We start from the raw sequence: 17622 nt of genomic DNA, 5'->3' as shown, positions 1-17622 counted from the left end.
CTTAAGCTATTAGACAGTGGTTTGAACCACTGTCGGGTTATCGCGACTACTGCAATTTATCAGTTTTAACGGACTTAATCTATGAGACAGTGGTTCAAACCACTGGCAGTTTTGGCTACTAGCACAACGAATCGATGGCGTAACTTCCCTTTAAACCTCTCCCACATCGGGTGTAGTTTCCCCATCTACCTGCTCAAAATTCACCTTATTATAGATATCTAATATAGAAATTTCCAAAGACACCGAAGATAGGGCAATTGCTACATCAGATTCATCATAATCCCTAAAGTCCCATCGCCGCTCATCTATCTTATGAAAATGTTCGATATATATCCGAGTTTGATCGATTAATAAATATTCCTGAAATGTCGGAATCGTGCGGTATCCTTTAAATTTGTTGCTCTTGTCGTATCCCTTTGTTGACGGGGATAAAACCTCGATAATTACTCTAGGATTAGTAATTGTATCTGTACGATTATTATAATACTCCGGCTCTCCAGCCACTACCATCACATCAGGATAAGTATAAATGCGCCTCTTGGGTATCCACAAGCGCACATCACTCATAAACACTCGATAATCAAGTTTTTTGAAGGCAACACTTAGTTCAACATAGAAATTGCCAGCTATTTGATTATGATTAGTAGAGCCACCTGCCATGGGAAAGATTTCACCGTCAATGTATTCGCTTTTATCGTCAGCAGCCTCCTCCAGTGCTAGATATTCCTCTGGAGAGTAGTATCGTTGTTGTGTAGCTTGCATGATTCTATGGGGAGCATTTGACTGAGATTTGCCTCTACTGTAGCACTGATGGGTAAGGTTTGCCTCTGCTCGACTCTTGCAGTTTTAGGTTTTTCCAGGCAACTTTTGATGAAACGCGATGCCTCTAGCTGGCGTTGCCATCACAATTTCCCAATTTACTCTTAATCTAACAGAACTTACGCAAAGCCTCTATCTGTAGTGCGTTATGCTCTGCTAACGCACCATTCCCACTATCGGTAGTGTGGCTGCGTAAGTCCTGACCAAGATAAATAACTCAACTTACCGACATAATCGAGGAAATTGTATCAACGAGATGTTGACGCTCTAACTCATAAGCGATAAATGGTGCTGTTTCTTTGAGAAACTCAAATGTAATTTTCTGCTCGCAGTAACGCATCAGCCAATCTTGTCGATGTCTTACACAATCGTCATCATCATTTAACTTTAGTCGTTTTATGGTATTTTTAACTTTAATTTTAATCGATTCTTCTAGCTCTGGGTTTGGTTTAATAAGCAGAGAAGGGAAATTCAATATAAACCATCCATCCTGGATGTTAAATGGATCTAAAACATCTTGAAAATCTCGCTTTCTAGCATTCATCTTCAGACAGGATAGACGAAAGTTACTCCACTGATATGCCAGCTCTGGTTTCACAGATTTCGGGATAAAATGATCGACAGTAGGGCTGCCTGCAATCCAAGGAATCCATTGGGCAGAATAGGCGCAAATTTCGTTATAAGCTATATGGAGATCTTTCAGAGAATCTCTCCAATATTCACGATTATCCCAAGTTTGAGGATGGGGATTTTTTTTCAGGAAGGCTAACCCCTTCAATCTCACTTTACTCTCGAAATCTATTGGTTCTGGTTGTTGTTGAATCGGAATCACAAAGACGCTCCATGCTGCCTTGCAAAGAATAACCAACGAGACCAAAATTCATCATCTTCGGCTAAATATTTTAGCAATTGATGTGAGACTTTTTGGACATCTTCTGAATTGGGATTATCTGACTCTTGTAATGCTTTTGCCGCCTGGATAGTTTGTTCTCCTTCAAGGGAACGAGATTGCCCTAAACCAAAAACATCTGATGTTAGCCAAGCATCAATACGCCCTTGACGAATGAAGGGTAATTGTCTTAACTCTACTTCATTACTGAATAAGTCACTTCTGACAAGATTCAGGTGAAATAACTTGTCTAATTTTTCATTAAAACTAGATTCTACCGATGCCATCACTATGGGAGAGTGAGTGGCAACTAAAATTTGAACCTGTAAGTCAGTTGCTAAATCTTCTCTGACATCCAATAAAGCAGACAAGATTAATCTTTGCCACTGTGGATGGAGGTGGGCTTCCAATTCATCAATTAAAATTACCATCCTTTTTTGAGGTTTTTTGTGAATTAGCTGAGATTGAATTTTATGTTCCGCCCATGCCCAAACAATCAGGTAAGCTAGGGTAATGACACGACGAACACCTGCGGAAGTATAAACTATCGGCACATTTCCATAAGAATGCTCAATTGTGGGCATAAATCTGACATCGTATGGAATTCTAACAGGTTCTCCCGGTTTTAAAGTTCCCAAATCGCTTTGAAAAGGAGGAGACAGTCGCTTTAATACTTTCTCAAGAGTATGGAAAGGAGAATTTTCTGGTCTACTTTGCCATTGAATCCAATCTTGGAGCAAACCATTAATAAAAGTAGTTTTTCGACCTGCAATTTCAATATCTCGCCCATTCCATACTTCATCTCTGGTAAATACAAATGGACGTGGAGTTGTATCACTTTGTCCAATTTCTTGAATTGCTAAATACTCTTTTGCTGGGTCCCAAACAGCAAAGGAACCATCAACTTTGCCGTAGATAATCAAGCCAGGAATAGTAGGACGTTTTTTGGGAGGCTTCCAGCTTTGAGTTTGCCAATCGTAAGGGACTCTAATTCTTTCAGATTCTGAATTTTCTGAGATTTCAAACCCTATAATTGGTTCTTTTTTTCTATTAGTTGACATCGGATAAGCTGGTAAACCTGCCCATTTGCCAGTTAGAGCATACCAAGCACAATCTAGCAAAAAAGTTTTTCCTAGTCCGTTGTCTCCTGTAATTATAGTAAGCCTTTTTCCTGGCTGGAAAACTATTTCTTTTCCAGAACCTACTCCCTGTATTTCTAGAAGTTGTAAGGTTCCTCCATCTTCTGAAAATGAGTCAGGTGGATTTCCTAAGTATACTCTTAAGTCTTCCCATGTCACTTGTTCTTCTTGAAAGAGGGGAGATGATATTTTGGGAATGGAAAGATCGAACAACTCTGTTTGTTCTCGATCTGTAATGTGAAAGTCTGTTATAAAATAATTAATAATATCTTGAGCTGAAGTATCTGAAGAGAATTCTCGATCTCGATACAGCCATACTGCTAAGTCAAAAGTGGGAATTAATCCTGATTTTGTTTGATTTTGATTTAAAAGGCTGTGAAGACTATCAATATAATTTAATTTCCAGCCCCATTGATCCTTTGTATGAATAAAAGCCTCTGCAAATTTGCTTCTTGTTCTTGAACTTAAAAGAGATCTTGGATAGTCTGGAGAAAGCCAGCGCTGATTGAGATTAGAAGTTTTAAATACTTGATAATAGTATTGAGAATTAGGGGCTGGTTTGAAATATTTTCCTAGAAATTTTGTTTCTTCATTTTTAAATGAAAAAGGAATCGTATTTCCCACTGGTAACAATGCTATTTTTCCGACCAAAAATGAGATTCCATAAAAATGATGGAGTCTTTTTAGATGTTCGAGACAGTTTCCGATCTGTTCTATTGTAAGAAACATATAATATCATCATGGCAAAGGAAAACTCTGAACAAATGTTGTCTGAATTTCCCCTTCTTCCATCGGTTGAGTCATATCAATCAAAACCACTACATTATCTCGATTTGGAGATAATCTCACTTCTCTAATTGCATAATTTGTCACCGCATCTCGATAATTATTCAAATCCCCAAGGGTAAGCTGATAATAATTATAATTAATTACCAACCGCATGGAAGCACGAGCTGCCCCAGAAGCACCTCCCGATAAGGCTGATGGAATATGCTTTTGATCTAGACGAATATATAGAGGTTCCCCTGGATTATTCAAACGGAAACTAACTGTCTCGCTCCGATTTATTCCGCTACTTGGAGGGTAATCGTGATTTATTTTACGTTTGATAATTGGTAGTTGAATACCAACTTTAAGTCTATTTAGTCCTAAATCGTGTCTGATGGTTGACGTTTTGTTAAGTAAGTCATTTTCAGCCGTTTGATTAGTGATACTGTATGCGGTGCGATCGTATTCAGTTTCCAGACAACCATCTCTAACACAAGAATTGTTTTCAATATTAATAATTTGGATTTCGGCAGTGGGAACCTCTGTCACAGAATTGCGGTAACTTTCCAGATAGATATAATGACTGTTATCTACGGAAAACCCAGACATGCGATGAGATGCTTTGAAGGCTGTTGCCAATCCTTGATAATTAGATAAAAATATAATGGCAGCAGCAAATGGTAGTGCAAATAAAGGAGACCGTTTCATAATACAGCCGTTATAGGAAATTGCTAATTGTTAATTGTTTAGTACCTCTAACCTCTCACCTCCCACCTCTCAATCAATCCTCAAAAATTGCCCCGCGCCGGATTAAATTTAGCTTCATATCCTCAGAAAGTTCTGCATCAGATCCTAATATAGTATTTTCCACAGTAACCCCACTAAAATCCGTACCGCTAAGTTCTGCACCTCTGAGATTAGCATTAGTAAGGTCTGCACTGTTCAAGTTGACACCGCTGAGATCCGCACAGCCAAGGTTTGCGTCCTTCAGATTAGCATTACTGAGGTTGGCTTGTTTAAGATCCGCAAGGCTAAGGTTAGCACAGACTAAATTAACATTGTTCAATAAAGCACCATTCAGGTTAGCTCCGCTCAAATTAGCACCATTCAAGTTAGCTTCTTTGATATTCGCACCGCTCAGGTTTGCCGCACCTAAGTTAGCATTGGTCAAGTTAGTGTTACTGAGATTAGTATTGCTGAGAATAGCCCCAAGGAGATTAGCGCTAGTGAGATTGGCAGCTTTAAGATTAGCAAGGCTGAGGTTGGCTGACTTTAAATTAGCAAAGCTGAGGTTGACGGATTTGAGATCGGCTTCTTTTAGGTTAGCTCCTCTGAGGTCAGCACCGCTAAGATTAGCTTCTCTAAGCAAAGCATATCTAAGAAAGGCATCTTTAAGGATAGCACCTCTCAAATGAGCCTCGCCAAGATTAGCACCTCTGAGACTCGTATTGTTGAGGTTGGCTCCCATCAGATTAGCATTCTTGAGGTTGGTACTATTTAGGTTAGCTCCTCTGAGATTCGTACTACTGAGGTTGGTGCTGCTGAGATTAGCACCGCTGAGTCTGGCTTTTTTCAGGTTAGCAAGGCTTAGTTGTGCCCCATTCAAATTCACATCCCGAAAATCGATCGCGCTGAGGTTAGCACCGCTGAGATTAGCACCGTTGAGATTAGCACCGCTGATGTTAGCACGACTCAGGTTAACGCCACTGAGTTCAGCGCGAGTTAGGTTAGCATTTTTGAGGTTAGCACGACTCATGTTTGCCCCACTAAGTTCTGCTTCATTGAGGTTAGCATTGTTGAGATTGGCACGACTCAGATCGGCACAGCTTAGATCGGCACGGCTAAGGTTAGCATGGCTGAGGTTGGCATCGCTCAAATCAGCAAGGCTCAAATCGGCAAAGCTTAAGTCACTAGCGCTAAGGTTAGCTCCACTCAAGTCAGTACTACTGAGATTAACACCACTGAGATTTTCGCCACTGAGATCTTTATCGCTAAGATCGATACCAACAAAACTATCAGCCAGACTCAATTGGGCAATTTGCTCCAGCTTGGAGAAGTTGTCTGTTGTGTTGATAGTTGCCTCGTGCAACTGTTTAATGTCTTGTCCAGATTCTTCATCCGTCATAATTGCCACTCTTGCCAAGTCTAGCTACGGCATTCTTTCTGTTTATCAGTTGGTTAACCTAAGCAAACTCAATCTAGTACAGCTTATCACCGACCGGAAAATCTGCGATCGCCTCCGAACCACGATCATCAATTCCCTTCGGTTGACCTCTTACCCCTCACCTCTGCCCTCTTACCCCTTACCTCTGACTTTTGAATTATTTTGGACCAACCAGAAAATACGTTATCATTTTTCCTTTACCTTTCACGTCAATCGAACCCCTCTCTTCAAAGCAATATTGATCTCGCAACCGTGCGTAAGTCGCCGCTGTCACCTGAATTCGCCCCGGTACACCTTGAGATTCCATCCGGCTGGCAATATTAACTGTGTCTCCCCACAAATCGTAACTGAATTTTTTGAGTCCAATCACCCCCGCGACGACGGGTCCTGTGTTGATGCCAATCCGAATATTGAATACTTTACCTGTATGGTCGCAAAATTGAGGGATAGTGGCTTGCATATCTAGTGCCATTTTTGCGATCGCGTCTACATGGTTGGGATCTGGATTAGGTAGTCCGCCAACTACCATATAGGCATCACCTATAGTCTTAATTTTCTCTAAACCATGTTCTTCGCATAGTCTATCGAAGGCTGTAAAAATTTGATTGAGTAAATCTAGTAGTACAATTGGACTGATCGATGAAGAGAGTTGGGTAAAGCCAACGATATCGGCAAATAACACCGTCACTTCAGCAAAGTCATCGGCGATGATCCGATGATCTTGTTTGAGGCGATTGGCAATGGGAGATGGCAAAATGTTGAGGATAAGCTGTTCTGATTTTTCCTGTTCCTGGCGTAAGGCTGCTTCTGAGAGCAAGCGCTCGGTAATATCTCGTAAAATGGCACGAGTTGCGATTGGTTTTCCTTCTACAAATTTACAGTTAATGCTGCCTTCTAGTGATATTTTACGACCGTCTTCGGTCAGTAATTCCATTTTTGCTCGCTCAATTTTTTCTCCAGACATTACTCGCTGAAGTACCTGGAGACAATGGACTTGAGCATCAGGATGAATAATGTCAAACACCGACATGTTGGCAATTTTTTCTTGGCTATATCCTAGGGTTTCTCGCCAAGCTCGATTTACATACATAAATTTGCCATCAGCCGTAACCGATTGAATTAAATCGCTGGCATTTTCAAACAAATCTCGATATCTTTCTTCACTTTCTAATAGTGCTGCTTCTGCTTGTTTGCGCTTAATAAACTGTCCCAATTGACTGCCAATTGCTGCCATTACTTCCAATAATTCTGGATCGTATCGTTGAACATCAGTACTATAAAATGCCATCACTCCCAAGATTTCACCATCGTCTTGGAGAGGAAACCCAAAGGCTCCATGTATTCCCGCAATAGCCAATATAGGATCTCTGTCAATGTTTACCTCCTGAGTCAAATCCCCAATCCATTGAGGGGAACGGGTTGCCCAAATCCTGCCAGGAAAGCCAACATCTCCAACTAATGTCTTCTTCTGGGTTAAATCAACTAACTCTGGAATAGCTATTGAAGGTGTTATCCAAGTTTCCACACATCGCAACTGAGGATTGGAGATGGCAGATTGGAGATTAGCAATATATTGGGATTTATCTCCTTCTATTTCTGGTATCCAGAGTTCACCGAGATCCCATGCCAAGGTTTCAGCAATTGCTGGGATAATTTTGGGGAGGGCATCTGCGATCGTTCGCGACTCTGATATGATGCGGGTAGTGGCATGTTGGGCTGCTAAACGCTTTTGGTTCCGCTGACGCTCGGTGATATCTCGACCAATATAAATAAAATTTTCCACACCTTCTGTTTCAGTTTGAATGACTGAGCAGGAAAAAGCAATCGTTACTTTTTCTCCAGTTTTAGTTAAACAAACTACTTCTAAATGATTAAAGGATGGATCGCTTAAGAGATGCTGTTGATTGTTTGCATTTAATAAATTAGCATCTTTAATGATCAGTGATATGGGCTGTCCGATCAATTCAGATTCGCGATAGCCAAACAAATTTTGTGTAGAATAATTGACCGTCTTGATAATTCCTGATGGACTGGTTACCAATAACGCATCTGCCATTGAGTCAACGATTTTATCAATATAGGCTTTCGATGCGGATAAGCTACTAAATAGAAGGCTGGTTTCATTAGTTGCCTGAACTAATGTTTGCTCCAAAACCATTCTCCTAGTGACATCTTCAAAGAAGATAATTAATTGATTTTCTGATAATTGTTCCTGGTCATAAATTACGAAGTTATTTTTGATAATATGGAAATCAACATATAAAGGGTTGTTTGGATCGGAAAACCGTCCAATTGCATTTAATTCAAAACCATCCTGTCGTTGTTGAAGAATATCCATGAGGGTATCTTCAACTCCGATCAATTCCGGAAAGCTGAGGCGAATATCTTTTCCCACCACCACCTCATCAGGAGCATCAGCAAATCGTTGTACCTCCAAAGAGATCTCTAAGATTTTGAAATCTCGATCCACGATCAGGTATTCTCTGCAGAGTGGGCCTAACAGGGATAGAAGTTGCTTTAAACGACTAGTCATTGGCAATACAAAACCTACTGATGGGCGAGTAACTCTAACTCACTCGCTTTCAAATGTTTGCTTCCTGCTTCTACCAGGGGTGACGATACCTAACCTGTCCACAGGCGTTAATTCCGATCTTGCCCATCGTACTCTATCGCTGATTACGATATCAGCGAACAAGTCTAGAAACGAATTGATTGAATCAGTGGTCAAAAGTGAACAATACTTTTAGCTAACCTCTTCAAAAATCGCCCCCCGCTGGATCAGGCTTCTCTTCATTGTGTCAGATAATCCTGAATTATATCCAAATCGAGATTTCTCAACGTTGGCATAGCTGAGGTCAGTACGGCTAAGGTTAGCATGGATCAAGGAAGCACCGCTAAGGTTGGCATTACTGAGATCCGCAGCACCAAGGTAGGCATTTCTCAGATTAGCACCGCCCAGTTGTGCTCCTCTTAAGTTAGCTCCACCCAATTTAGTGCCGTTGAGGTTACTCCGGCTCAGGTTGGCATCTTTGAGGTAGGCGTGCTTTAATTCAGCACCGCTGAGATTGGCTCCGATGAAATAGACTTGGTTGAGGTTAGCACCGATGAGATATGCCCGACTGAGGCTAGCACCAGTAAGGTTGGCTCCCTTGAGGTAAGCACCGCTCAGGTTAGCATTGATTAGCTTTGCCTCTCGGAGATCGGCACCGCTGAGGTTAGCATTAATTAAGTCAGCACCGTTGAGATCGCTACGGATTAGGTAAACTCCAGTAAGATTGGCATCGCTGAGATTAGCGCCGCTGAGATTAGCACTGTTGAGATTAGCGCCACTGAGATTAGCTGCAATCAGATCGGCACGACAGAGATTGGCTCCTCTAAGATTAGTGCCAATTAACTTGGCATAGCTGAGATTAGCAAGGCTCAAATCTGAGTTATCTAGTTTGGCAAGGCTGAGGTTGGCTTCGCTTAAGTCAGCAAGGCTGAGGTTGGCATTATTGATCTTGGCACTGTTGAGGTTAGCACCATTGAGATCAGCTTCGGTGAAGTCAGTTTCGTTGAGATTAGCACCGCTGAAGTTTACACCACTAAGATCTTCACCGCTGAAATTTACCCCGATCAAATTTTTAGTCAGTTTAGAAAAGTGCTGAATTTTTAACCTCGCGATTGGGGAGGAGGTGTCCTCAACGTCTAGTTCAGATTTCTCTTTTATATTCAGTAATGTCTGAGACTGCGTCATAGTTATCCTCGCCAGCTTGTTTTATTTGGTTATAGTACGGATGTTTTTCTAGCTTGCTCCCGTCAAAAATCTGTGTTTCTAGCGTGAGTTGTAGTGCGGCTGCTCTACTTTAAGCTTTATACAGAGGGGCAGTTGAGCTGCAATGTCATCTAATGGTATAAGGGTTGCCGATAATTTTACAAACTATAACTAGAACATCTCTAGCATTAGAATAACTAAATATCCGGATAAATACTATGGTCTTCATCAAATCTTTAATTAAGAGGATTTTCTGTAAAGGATTTGTGAAGACAGTAGAAATACAGCTCTTTTCAGATGAGTGAAGTCCGCCAGAAACCCGGTTTATATAACTCACAGGTGTCCCGCCGTCAGCCGCAGGCGGGATGCCTGCTCTACGGAGAGATCCAACTTGGTATAACGATTCAGCAGCTATTAGCTCTGGCAAGATTTTGTCTCTCGTCAGATTAAAATCAGGTACTAAATCCAGATAACACTCAGATCCCCGACTTCTTTAAGAAGTCGGGGTTTTCGAGTTCTCAATATAGGAATTTTAGGTTGAATTCCGTCTACCTGCTTGCTATATTAATCCTTTATCCTTCAACCTTCAACCTTTATCCTTTTATATACGTGCTAGCACCAAATAAGTAACTCCTGTACTAATAAAAAATAAAGCGATCGCAATCCCAATCTGCCTAATAACAAATGTTCTAATTTGAGCATCTATAATCTGTTGCTTTAGTCCCACATGTACTTGTCCAGCTACCCCAGACATAACTGGAAAACCAATATCAATTACTTTGCCAATTTCTGGGAGTTTGATGTTTCGGATTTTTGGTTTTTGTTCCTGAAAGTCTTTGCCATTAAAGGCGCGACTCGCTTTCTCAGTTTTTGAGAATAGTTGGGGAATCAGAGGGGAAAAGGTATGAGCCACGATTCTTCCTGTTGAATCGCTCACAAAAATGTAAGATAATCCCTCAATCTCGCCCAAGCCATCAATTACACCCTGAATACTTTCATAAGGGCTACCGAAGAGGAGTGAGCTACTAAAATTGGCAACGGAGCGAGTCAGAGCAACTCCCTGATTCTGATATGGTACAACCAGACTAGCACTAAGATTCCACACCGAGGATATCAAGGTTGAAATTGCAATCAAGCTAAATATAATTCCGTTTAAGATTAATGCCTTCTTTAGCCGTTTTGTTACGATCATAATTCAGCACCTTTTGAATATTTTCTGGAAAATTGTACTTATTTCGCAAATCTTTCCCATTCCCCAATGGGGATAAATATACCACTTTCTACAGTCGTATAATAAACGTTACTGAGTGCTTGATGTTTTTGAGAATTAAAGGTAATTGGAGCGCCAATACCAATATCCAAATTTTCCAACTTCTCAACAATGGGACGGAGATCTGGCGAGGTTGATAAATCAGGTACAAGCTTTAAAATTTCTACCAATAATTTAGCATTCAGGAAACCTTCAAAGCTGACAAAACTATAACGGATAGGTTTATAATCACTGGGGACTGGAGGTTTTGATGGCGTGGCTCTGTAAGCGTCAATTAATTTACGGTATTCCTCTACAGCAGGCAAGGAAAGATCCTCATAGCTGGGGACAACTTGAGAGTTGATTAAGTTGCGGGTGTAGTCTCTTCCACTGACACCTCCCTCTACAAGTAACTTTAATAAACTTTCACTACCGACAAAGGAAACGTTGGCGATTGGTACATTTAAACCTGCATTTCTAGCATCCCTAATGAATCCCGCACAAGCCTGATAACTGCCAATAGAAATAATTGCATCGGGTGTTGCCTTTTTAATCGCTTCAACCTGGGGCTTAAAACTGGTTTCAAAGGTTGCGCCTCTGCGGTAGGTGGCTTCTTCGACTATATCCAAATCATTTTTTTGTAAAGCCTTCAATACTCCATCCCAACCACTTCTGCCATAGGAATCAAGCTGATAAAATACGGCAATACGCTTGCGACCAACTTTCACCAAATTATCGACAATTCCAGCAGTTTCTTCTCGATAGGAAGCTCTGAGGTTAAAAACATATTGGCTATAGGGAGGTTGTCGATGAGGTTGCGCTCCTGTTAAGGGAAAAAAGAGCAATGTATTTTGGTCAGCGTATTTTTTTAATAGGGGTAGAATCTGGACTACGGTGGGAGTCCCTACATAATTGAATAATGCAATAACTTTATCTTGTTCAACTAGCTTAATTGTATTTTGTAGAGCAGGTAGAGGTTCATATTTATCATCATAGACTTGCACAACGATCTCATTTCCATTGATTCCCCCTGACTTGTTGATATTTTCAATGTATGCCATCGCCCCCTGATATAGTTCAATACCAAGGTTGCGAGAAGCACCTGTAAATGTAGCCGACATGCCAATTTTGATGGGTATAGCCCAAGCCAGAGGTGCATTTAGAAATAAACACAGACAAACGAGTGTAATGAGTCTGAATAACTGCATGGATTTGATTTGGCTCATTAATTGAGGCATTTCAGAGCTAGTTCAAGCTCAATTTACTATAGATAGAGATTATATCATTCTTTAGCTATCAGCGATCGCAAGAGAGTCCCAATCCTGATTCCGACTAAATATCCATCTCAATGACAGGAAATTCACCAATTGTCTTGAAGGGTAACCGCTGAGGTGCTGATAGCCTAATGCTTAGTTTTTATTGAATACGCGCCCGATTTGTCCGGAGGGTAACATTGACTCCTTCACTAGATTGCTGCAAAACCAGCAATGGAGTAGGTTTTGCTTTTTGATCCCAATGTAGGGAGACAATTCTACCTTGAATTGTCGGTTGCCAGCTTTCATCCTCTGGGCTGAGAAAGTTTTCAATACAGTCGATAATCTGACTAATAGTTGCTGATGTTGCTTGGGTGGGTAATTTCATTAGTTTAACTTGAACGCGAAACAGTACTCGCATATTCCGTTTCCCTCCTGTTTCCGTCTCGTACTTCACATCAAATGTTTCATCAACTTCTCTGCCTGTGACACTAGCAATTCCCACCGCACTTTGAGATGCTTGAGTTGGTCTAAGTGCTATGCTAATTAATTGTTTGACTTTGATTTTAATTTGGTTAACAATCGCAAAGTGAAATACCTCTTCCTCCATCCGCAGTCTCAGGTAATCTAGATTAAATTCTCGCGAATGAACTAAATCTGGATTGCTTTCCATTTTATGTATAGTATTAAGTGCTAACTTAAATTTTTTATGGAGATCTTTTGTTTTAAACTGCTCAAATTTAAGTTTTTTTTCCATCTCTTCAAGTTTAAGCTTGCCATAGACACCTAACCCAATCGTCACTAACACCAATCCAATTGAGACGAACATCCAGATTGAGCCAGAATTTTTAGGCTCTGGGCGGGTTGGGGGTGAAGGCGGCACTGATATCTTGGACTCACGGCGAGTTTGAGCTACAGTATATTCTTTTGGGACGATGATAGTAAAGATCATGACTAATCTTAAGCTAGGGATTGGGTAAGTGGAAGTATGGAGTTAAAATTACAATGTACTATCTAGATGCAAGAGCTAGGAAAATAGATTTTAATTCTTTTATTTTGGATTTCTATCCCATGGCAATCTATTAACTTATCCACCACCCCAGTGTCTAATGTAGAGACGTGCTAAAGTACCTCTAAAGTATAGTAATTCCAGTCCAATTGCCATTGAGCTGGCTGGTAGTGTCACACCCCTAAAAAAGTTTACCCCTACTTGGCTTCTACCAGGGATTTTGGGGAAAATGGGTACTTATCCAAAATACCCGGTTTACTGATAACAACCAACTCTCTAGAGAAACTCGGCTACTTGGCTATTGGCACTGCCCTCTTGGACACCCTGGAAATTATAATGATTTTACTCGATCGATGCACTGCTTGCTTTACTCAAGGGGAGCGATCGCAATGGGAGCCTTTACTATCATAACTGACAAGCTATCAGCTTATAAGCGATCGGGCATTCCCCAGCCCTGAGAGGTTACTGCTGTGAAGACTGTTAACTACTCTGGCATGGTGAGCGGGACAACTGATTGTTAATCTCTCACCAGAGATTGGCACATTGACCAAATTGAATATACTATAATATTTATTTTACTTCTTAAGTATCAGTAGTTAGTTCCCCACTGTCAGTCATCTTGAACTAACAAAATAAATCCGAGAAAAACAAACAAATAACTAGTAACAAATAACTAAAAGTAACTGACAGATTCATTAGGATAGCTGTACGAACGAACAACTTATTATTACTCCCCCCTATCAACATGACCAATTTAGCGGTTAAACTGGCTGGAAAAGTTTCTCTACAAATGATTTTAATTGTCCCCTTTGTCCTGCAAATATTCACGGCGGTAGGACTTGTCGGGTATTTTTCTTGGCGAAATGGACAAAAAGCAGTGGCAAACCTTGCTAGTCATTTGATTGGTGAAATTAGCTTGCGTATTGACGAACATCTCAACAGTTACTTATCCATACCTAAACAAGTTAATCAAATAAATTTGCAGGCGATTCAAGTCGGACTCCTAGACTTAAACAATTTTGAGGGCGTAGGTAAATACTTCTGGAACCAAGTTAAAGTCTACGGGTTTACTTATATTAACTATGGCACTCAAGAAGGTGAATACATTGGATCTGGCTATGTAGGGGACATCTTGGAAATCGCCGATCTTTCCAAGCCTAACTTAGATAAACTTTATTCCTACGCTCCAGATAATCTGGGTAATCGTGCTTCTCTTAGGGAAATCTATAAAAATAATAACCCTCTAGCAGCAGATTGGTATACCAAGACAGTTACCGCTGGGAAAACCGTTTGGAGTCCAATTTATAACTGGGCTGACTTTCCGGATCAAATAGCAATTAGTGTGAATTCTCCTGTCTACGATAAATCTCATAATCTTATCGGAGTTATCGGTATCGACTTGAGTATTTCCCAGATTGGTAAATTCCTCCAACAGTTAAAAATTAGCCCATCAGGAAAAACATTTATTTTAGAACGAAATGGTCTAATTGTATCAAGTTCCAGTACCGCCCCATCCTACAAAATTGTTAACGGAAAAGCAGAAAGAGTTAAAGCATCAGACAGTAGCGATCCTTTAATTCAAGCCACAACCCACTATTTACTCAAAGATTTCGGCAGCCTCAATGAGATTAAAGATACTAAACAGCTTAAGACAAAAATAAATAATCAAAGAGAGTTTATTCAGGTAACTCCTTGGCGGGACAATTTGGGTTTGGATTGGCTGATTGTGGTTGTCGTTCCCGAAGCTGATTTCATGGCACAAATTAATGCCAATAACCGTACCACCATTATATTATGTTTAGCCGCATTAGTCGTAGCCACTATACTGGGATTACTTACATCCCGCTGGATTAGCAAACCTATTTTTCATCTAATGGAAGCATCTGAAGCCATCGCTAGTGGCAACTTAACTCGACAAGTAGACATAAAAGGAGTGAAAGAATTAGGAAAGTTATCTCAGTCTTTTAATCTAATGGCAATTCAGTTACAGGAGTCGTTTAATGCCTTAGAAAAGACAAATGAAGAACTAGAAAATCGCGTCGAAGAAAGGACATCAGAACTTCAAGAAGCCAAAATTGCTGCTGAAGTGGCTAACCATGCCAAAAGCGAATTTCTTGCCAATATGAGTCACGAATTGCGCACTCCTCTAAATGGCATTTTAGGATACGCACAAATTATGCAACGGGATCAGGATGTCGCCCCAAAGCAACAAGAGCGAGTTGGGATTATTCACCAGTGTGGTTCACACTTACTTACTCTGATTAACGATATTTTAGACTTATCTAAAATCGAAGCTGGGAAACTGGAACTTTATCCCAAAGATTTCCATTTAATTTCTTTTTTGGAAGGAGTAGTAGAAATCTGCCGGATTAAGGCTGAACAAAAAGAAATTACCTTTACATTCCAAGTTTTAAATAAACTACCAACTGCTGTCTATGCCGATGAAAAAAGATTGCGGCAAGTATTGCTAAATTTACTAGGTAATGCGATTAAGTTTACCGATTCTGGCAGCGTCACCTTCAAAGTTGGCGCAATCGACGCATCTCCAATAGATGACGAGATAGAGGAAAAAATACCATTATTAAATCCACAACCAACAACAAATAACCAACAACCAATAACCAACAACCAACAACAAATAACCAACAACCAACAACCAACAACCAATAACCAACAACCAATAACCAATAACCAACAACCAACAACAAATAAAATTGGCTTCCAAGTGGAAGACACGGGTGTCGGGATGACTTCCGAACAATTGGAGAAAATATTCTTGCCATTTGAACAAGTGGGAGATAGCGATCGCAAATCTGAAGGTACTGGATTAGGATTAACTATCAGCCTCAAAATTGTACAATTGATGGGTAGCAAACTCGAAGTTGAAAGTACACCTGGAGTTGGGAGCAAGTTTTGGATCGATCTGGATTTGCCAGAAGCTCTATACTGGATGACATCAGCCACTGTTAAGGCGAAAACAAATATAATTGGTTATGAAGGAGCAAGACAGAAAATATTAGTAGTCGATGATCGATGGGAAAATCTTTCGGTAATCGTTAATTTGCTAGATACCATAGGCTTTGAACTAATAGAAGCTAGTAATGGCAAAGAAGGATTAGAAAAAGCCATGGAATTTCATCCAAATATAATTATCACAGATCTCGTTATGCCTGTGATGGATGGCTTTGAAATGACACGACAGTTGCGCAAATTACCAGAGTTTAAAGAAAAAATTATTCTCGCATCAAGCGCTAGCGTGTTTAATTTTAATCGACAACAGAGTTGGGAATCTGGCTGCAATGATTTTCTCCCCAAACCAATCCAAGCCGAAGAATTACTAGAAAAATTACAAAATTATTTAGGATTGCAATGGATTTACGAAAAAGATGAATTAGAATTGGTAAAAGATAGTGCAGCTAGGGCTTCTACCAGCAGTCATCAGGGAACAATCTCGGCGGGAACGCCAAAAACCGATATCCAGTCTGAAATCAGAGTACCGCCACCTGAGCAACTGACTGCTATTTGTGCCGCCATCGAAATCGGGGATTTTGATGCCATTGAAGATGAAGCCACCAGATTTGGCAAATCAGAACCCCAATATCACTCCTTTTCTGCGAAACTCCTGAAATTAGCTAAGGAGTTTGATGAGGAAGGAATTATTAAACTTCTCAATAGATAAGTTTCTGAACTATAACTATGGAAGCCCAAGACCAAAATCTAATTTTTATTGTTGACGATCATCCATCGAATATTCAACTTCTGTCAGATTTTTTGAAGGATTCAGGATTTAGAGTATTAGTAGCAAAAGACGGTGAAAGTGCGATTAAAAAACTGGAAAAAATATCTCCAGATTTAATCCTTCTGGATGTGATGATGCCGGGAATTGATGGCTGGGAAACCTGCCGCCGTTTAAAATTATCACCCAACACCTGCAATATTCCCGTAATTTTTATGACAGTGCTTTCTGAGACGGAGGATAAAGTTAAAGGATTTGCCGTTGGTGGGGTAGATTATATTACCAAACCCATTCAGAGAGAAGAAGTTTTGGCTCGCATCAACGTACAATTAAGATTGCGATCCTTGACTAAGCAACTTGAGAAATCTAAACAAGCGGCTGAGGCAGCAAATAGGGCGAAAAGCGAATTTTTGACCAATATGAGTCATGAACTTCGCACCCCCCTAAATGGTATTCTAGGCATCGCCCAAATTCTCCAAGGCTCGAACACAATGACACCAGAAGAACTTGAACAACTCCGAATCATTTCTCAGTCTGGTTCCCACCTCCTTACCCTACTCAACGATATCCTTGACTTGTCAAAAATTGAAGCCGGAAAAATGGATCTTTACCAAACGGATTTTATATTTTCTTCCTTCCTCCAGGAAGTAGTAGAAATATGCCAACTTTGGGCTAAACAAAAAGGAATTTCCTTTACTTATCAACCAACTTCTCCACTCCCTCATGCTATTCGTGCAGACAACAAACGACTGCGACAAGTTCTAATTAACTTACTGGGAAATGCCATTAAGTTTACCAACCAAGGTGGGGTAATTTTAAAAGTGGGGAGTGGGGAGTGGGGA

At 40.5% G+C, this 17622-nt stretch carries 13 protein-coding genes and 1 pseudogene; 3 read left to right on the top strand and 11 right to left on the bottom strand.

Annotation, left to right across the window (positions count from 1 at the left end):
- Nucleotides 1-150: 150 nt before the first annotated feature.
- The 11 genes from NJ959_RS12275 to NJ959_RS12225 form a co-directional block, all read right to left on the bottom strand.
- Nucleotides 151-762, bottom strand: coding sequence for a Uma2 family endonuclease (locus NJ959_RS12275; RefSeq protein WP_254012041.1), 612 nt, complete (start codon nt 760-762; stop codon nt 151-153).
- 274 nt (nt 763-1036) lie between these two features.
- Nucleotides 1037-1651 carry an HNH endonuclease family protein gene (locus NJ959_RS12270; RefSeq protein WP_254012040.1) on the bottom strand — a complete coding sequence of 205 codons (615 nt, stop codon included), beginning with the start codon at nt 1649-1651 and terminating at the stop codon, nt 1037-1039.
- Nucleotides 1648-3576, bottom strand: a complete 1929-nt coding sequence (locus tag NJ959_RS12265; RefSeq protein WP_254012039.1) for an AAA family ATPase — start codon at nt 3574-3576, stop codon at nt 1648-1650. The genes NJ959_RS12270 and NJ959_RS12265 overlap by 4 nt, the downstream gene beginning before the upstream one ends.
- 9 nt (nt 3577-3585) lie before the next feature.
- Nucleotides 3586-4323, bottom strand: coding sequence for a DUF2259 domain-containing protein (locus NJ959_RS12260; protein ID WP_254012038.1), 738 nt, complete (start codon nt 4321-4323; stop codon nt 3586-3588).
- A 73-nt stretch (nt 4324-4396) separates the two neighbouring features.
- Nucleotides 4397-5740 (bottom strand): pentapeptide repeat-containing protein, encoded by a 1344-nt coding sequence (locus tag NJ959_RS12255; RefSeq protein ID WP_254012037.1) that lies wholly within the window; start codon nt 5738-5740, stop codon nt 4397-4399.
- A gap of 196 nt (nt 5741-5936) precedes the next feature.
- The gene (locus NJ959_RS12250) at nt 5937-8249 is read right to left on the bottom strand and encodes an adenylate/guanylate cyclase domain-containing protein (RefSeq protein ID WP_309242612.1); all 2313 of its coding nucleotides are present in this window, start codon (nt 8247-8249) and stop codon (nt 5937-5939) included.
- Between the two features lie 273 nt (nt 8250-8522).
- Nucleotides 8523-9515, bottom strand: coding sequence for a pentapeptide repeat-containing protein (locus tag NJ959_RS12245; protein WP_254012035.1), 993 nt, complete (start codon nt 9513-9515; stop codon nt 8523-8525).
- A 145-nt stretch (nt 9516-9660) separates the two neighbouring features.
- On the bottom strand, nt 9661-9960 hold the full coding sequence (locus tag NJ959_RS12240; protein ID WP_254012034.1) for a hypothetical protein: 300 nt from the start codon (nt 9958-9960) through the stop codon (nt 9661-9663).
- A 174-nt stretch (nt 9961-10134) separates the two neighbouring features.
- Nucleotides 10135-10725 carry a hypothetical protein gene (locus NJ959_RS12235; protein ID WP_254012033.1) on the bottom strand — a complete coding sequence of 197 codons (591 nt, stop codon included), beginning with the start codon at nt 10723-10725 and terminating at the stop codon, nt 10135-10137.
- Between the two features lie 38 nt (nt 10726-10763).
- On the bottom strand, nt 10764-12008 hold the full coding sequence (locus tag NJ959_RS12230) for an ABC transporter substrate-binding protein (protein WP_254012032.1): 1245 nt from the start codon (nt 12006-12008) through the stop codon (nt 10764-10766).
- 190 nt (nt 12009-12198) lie between these two features.
- A complete protein-coding gene (locus tag NJ959_RS12225; RefSeq protein ID WP_254012031.1) occupies nt 12199-12987 on the bottom strand; it encodes a hypothetical protein in 789 nt (262 codons plus the stop codon).
- A gap of 802 nt (nt 12988-13789) precedes the next feature.
- Between NJ959_RS12225 and NJ959_RS30695 the strand changes: the two are divergent.
- The 3 genes and pseudogenes from NJ959_RS30695 to NJ959_RS12215 form a co-directional block, all read left to right on the top strand.
- Nucleotides 13790-15331, top strand: a pseudogene (locus NJ959_RS30695) (methyl-accepting chemotaxis protein); the annotation flags it as partial.
- Between the two features lie 459 nt (nt 15332-15790).
- Nucleotides 15791-16723 (top strand): ATP-binding response regulator, encoded by a 933-nt coding sequence (locus NJ959_RS30690; protein ID WP_373693651.1) that lies wholly within the window; start codon nt 15791-15793, stop codon nt 16721-16723.
- 17 nt (nt 16724-16740) lie between these two features.
- Nucleotides 16741-17622: response regulator (locus tag NJ959_RS12215; protein ID WP_254012029.1), on the top strand; the 882-nt coding region annotated here is incomplete at its 3' end.

The organism is Limnofasciculus baicalensis BBK-W-15 (assembly GCF_024178385.1).
GTDB lineage: Bacteria > Cyanobacteriota > Cyanobacteriia > Cyanobacteriales > Coleofasciculaceae > Limnofasciculus > Limnofasciculus baicalensis.
Note: the sequence above shows the minus strand (reverse complement) of the source record. Positions and strands in the feature narration are given on the sequence as shown.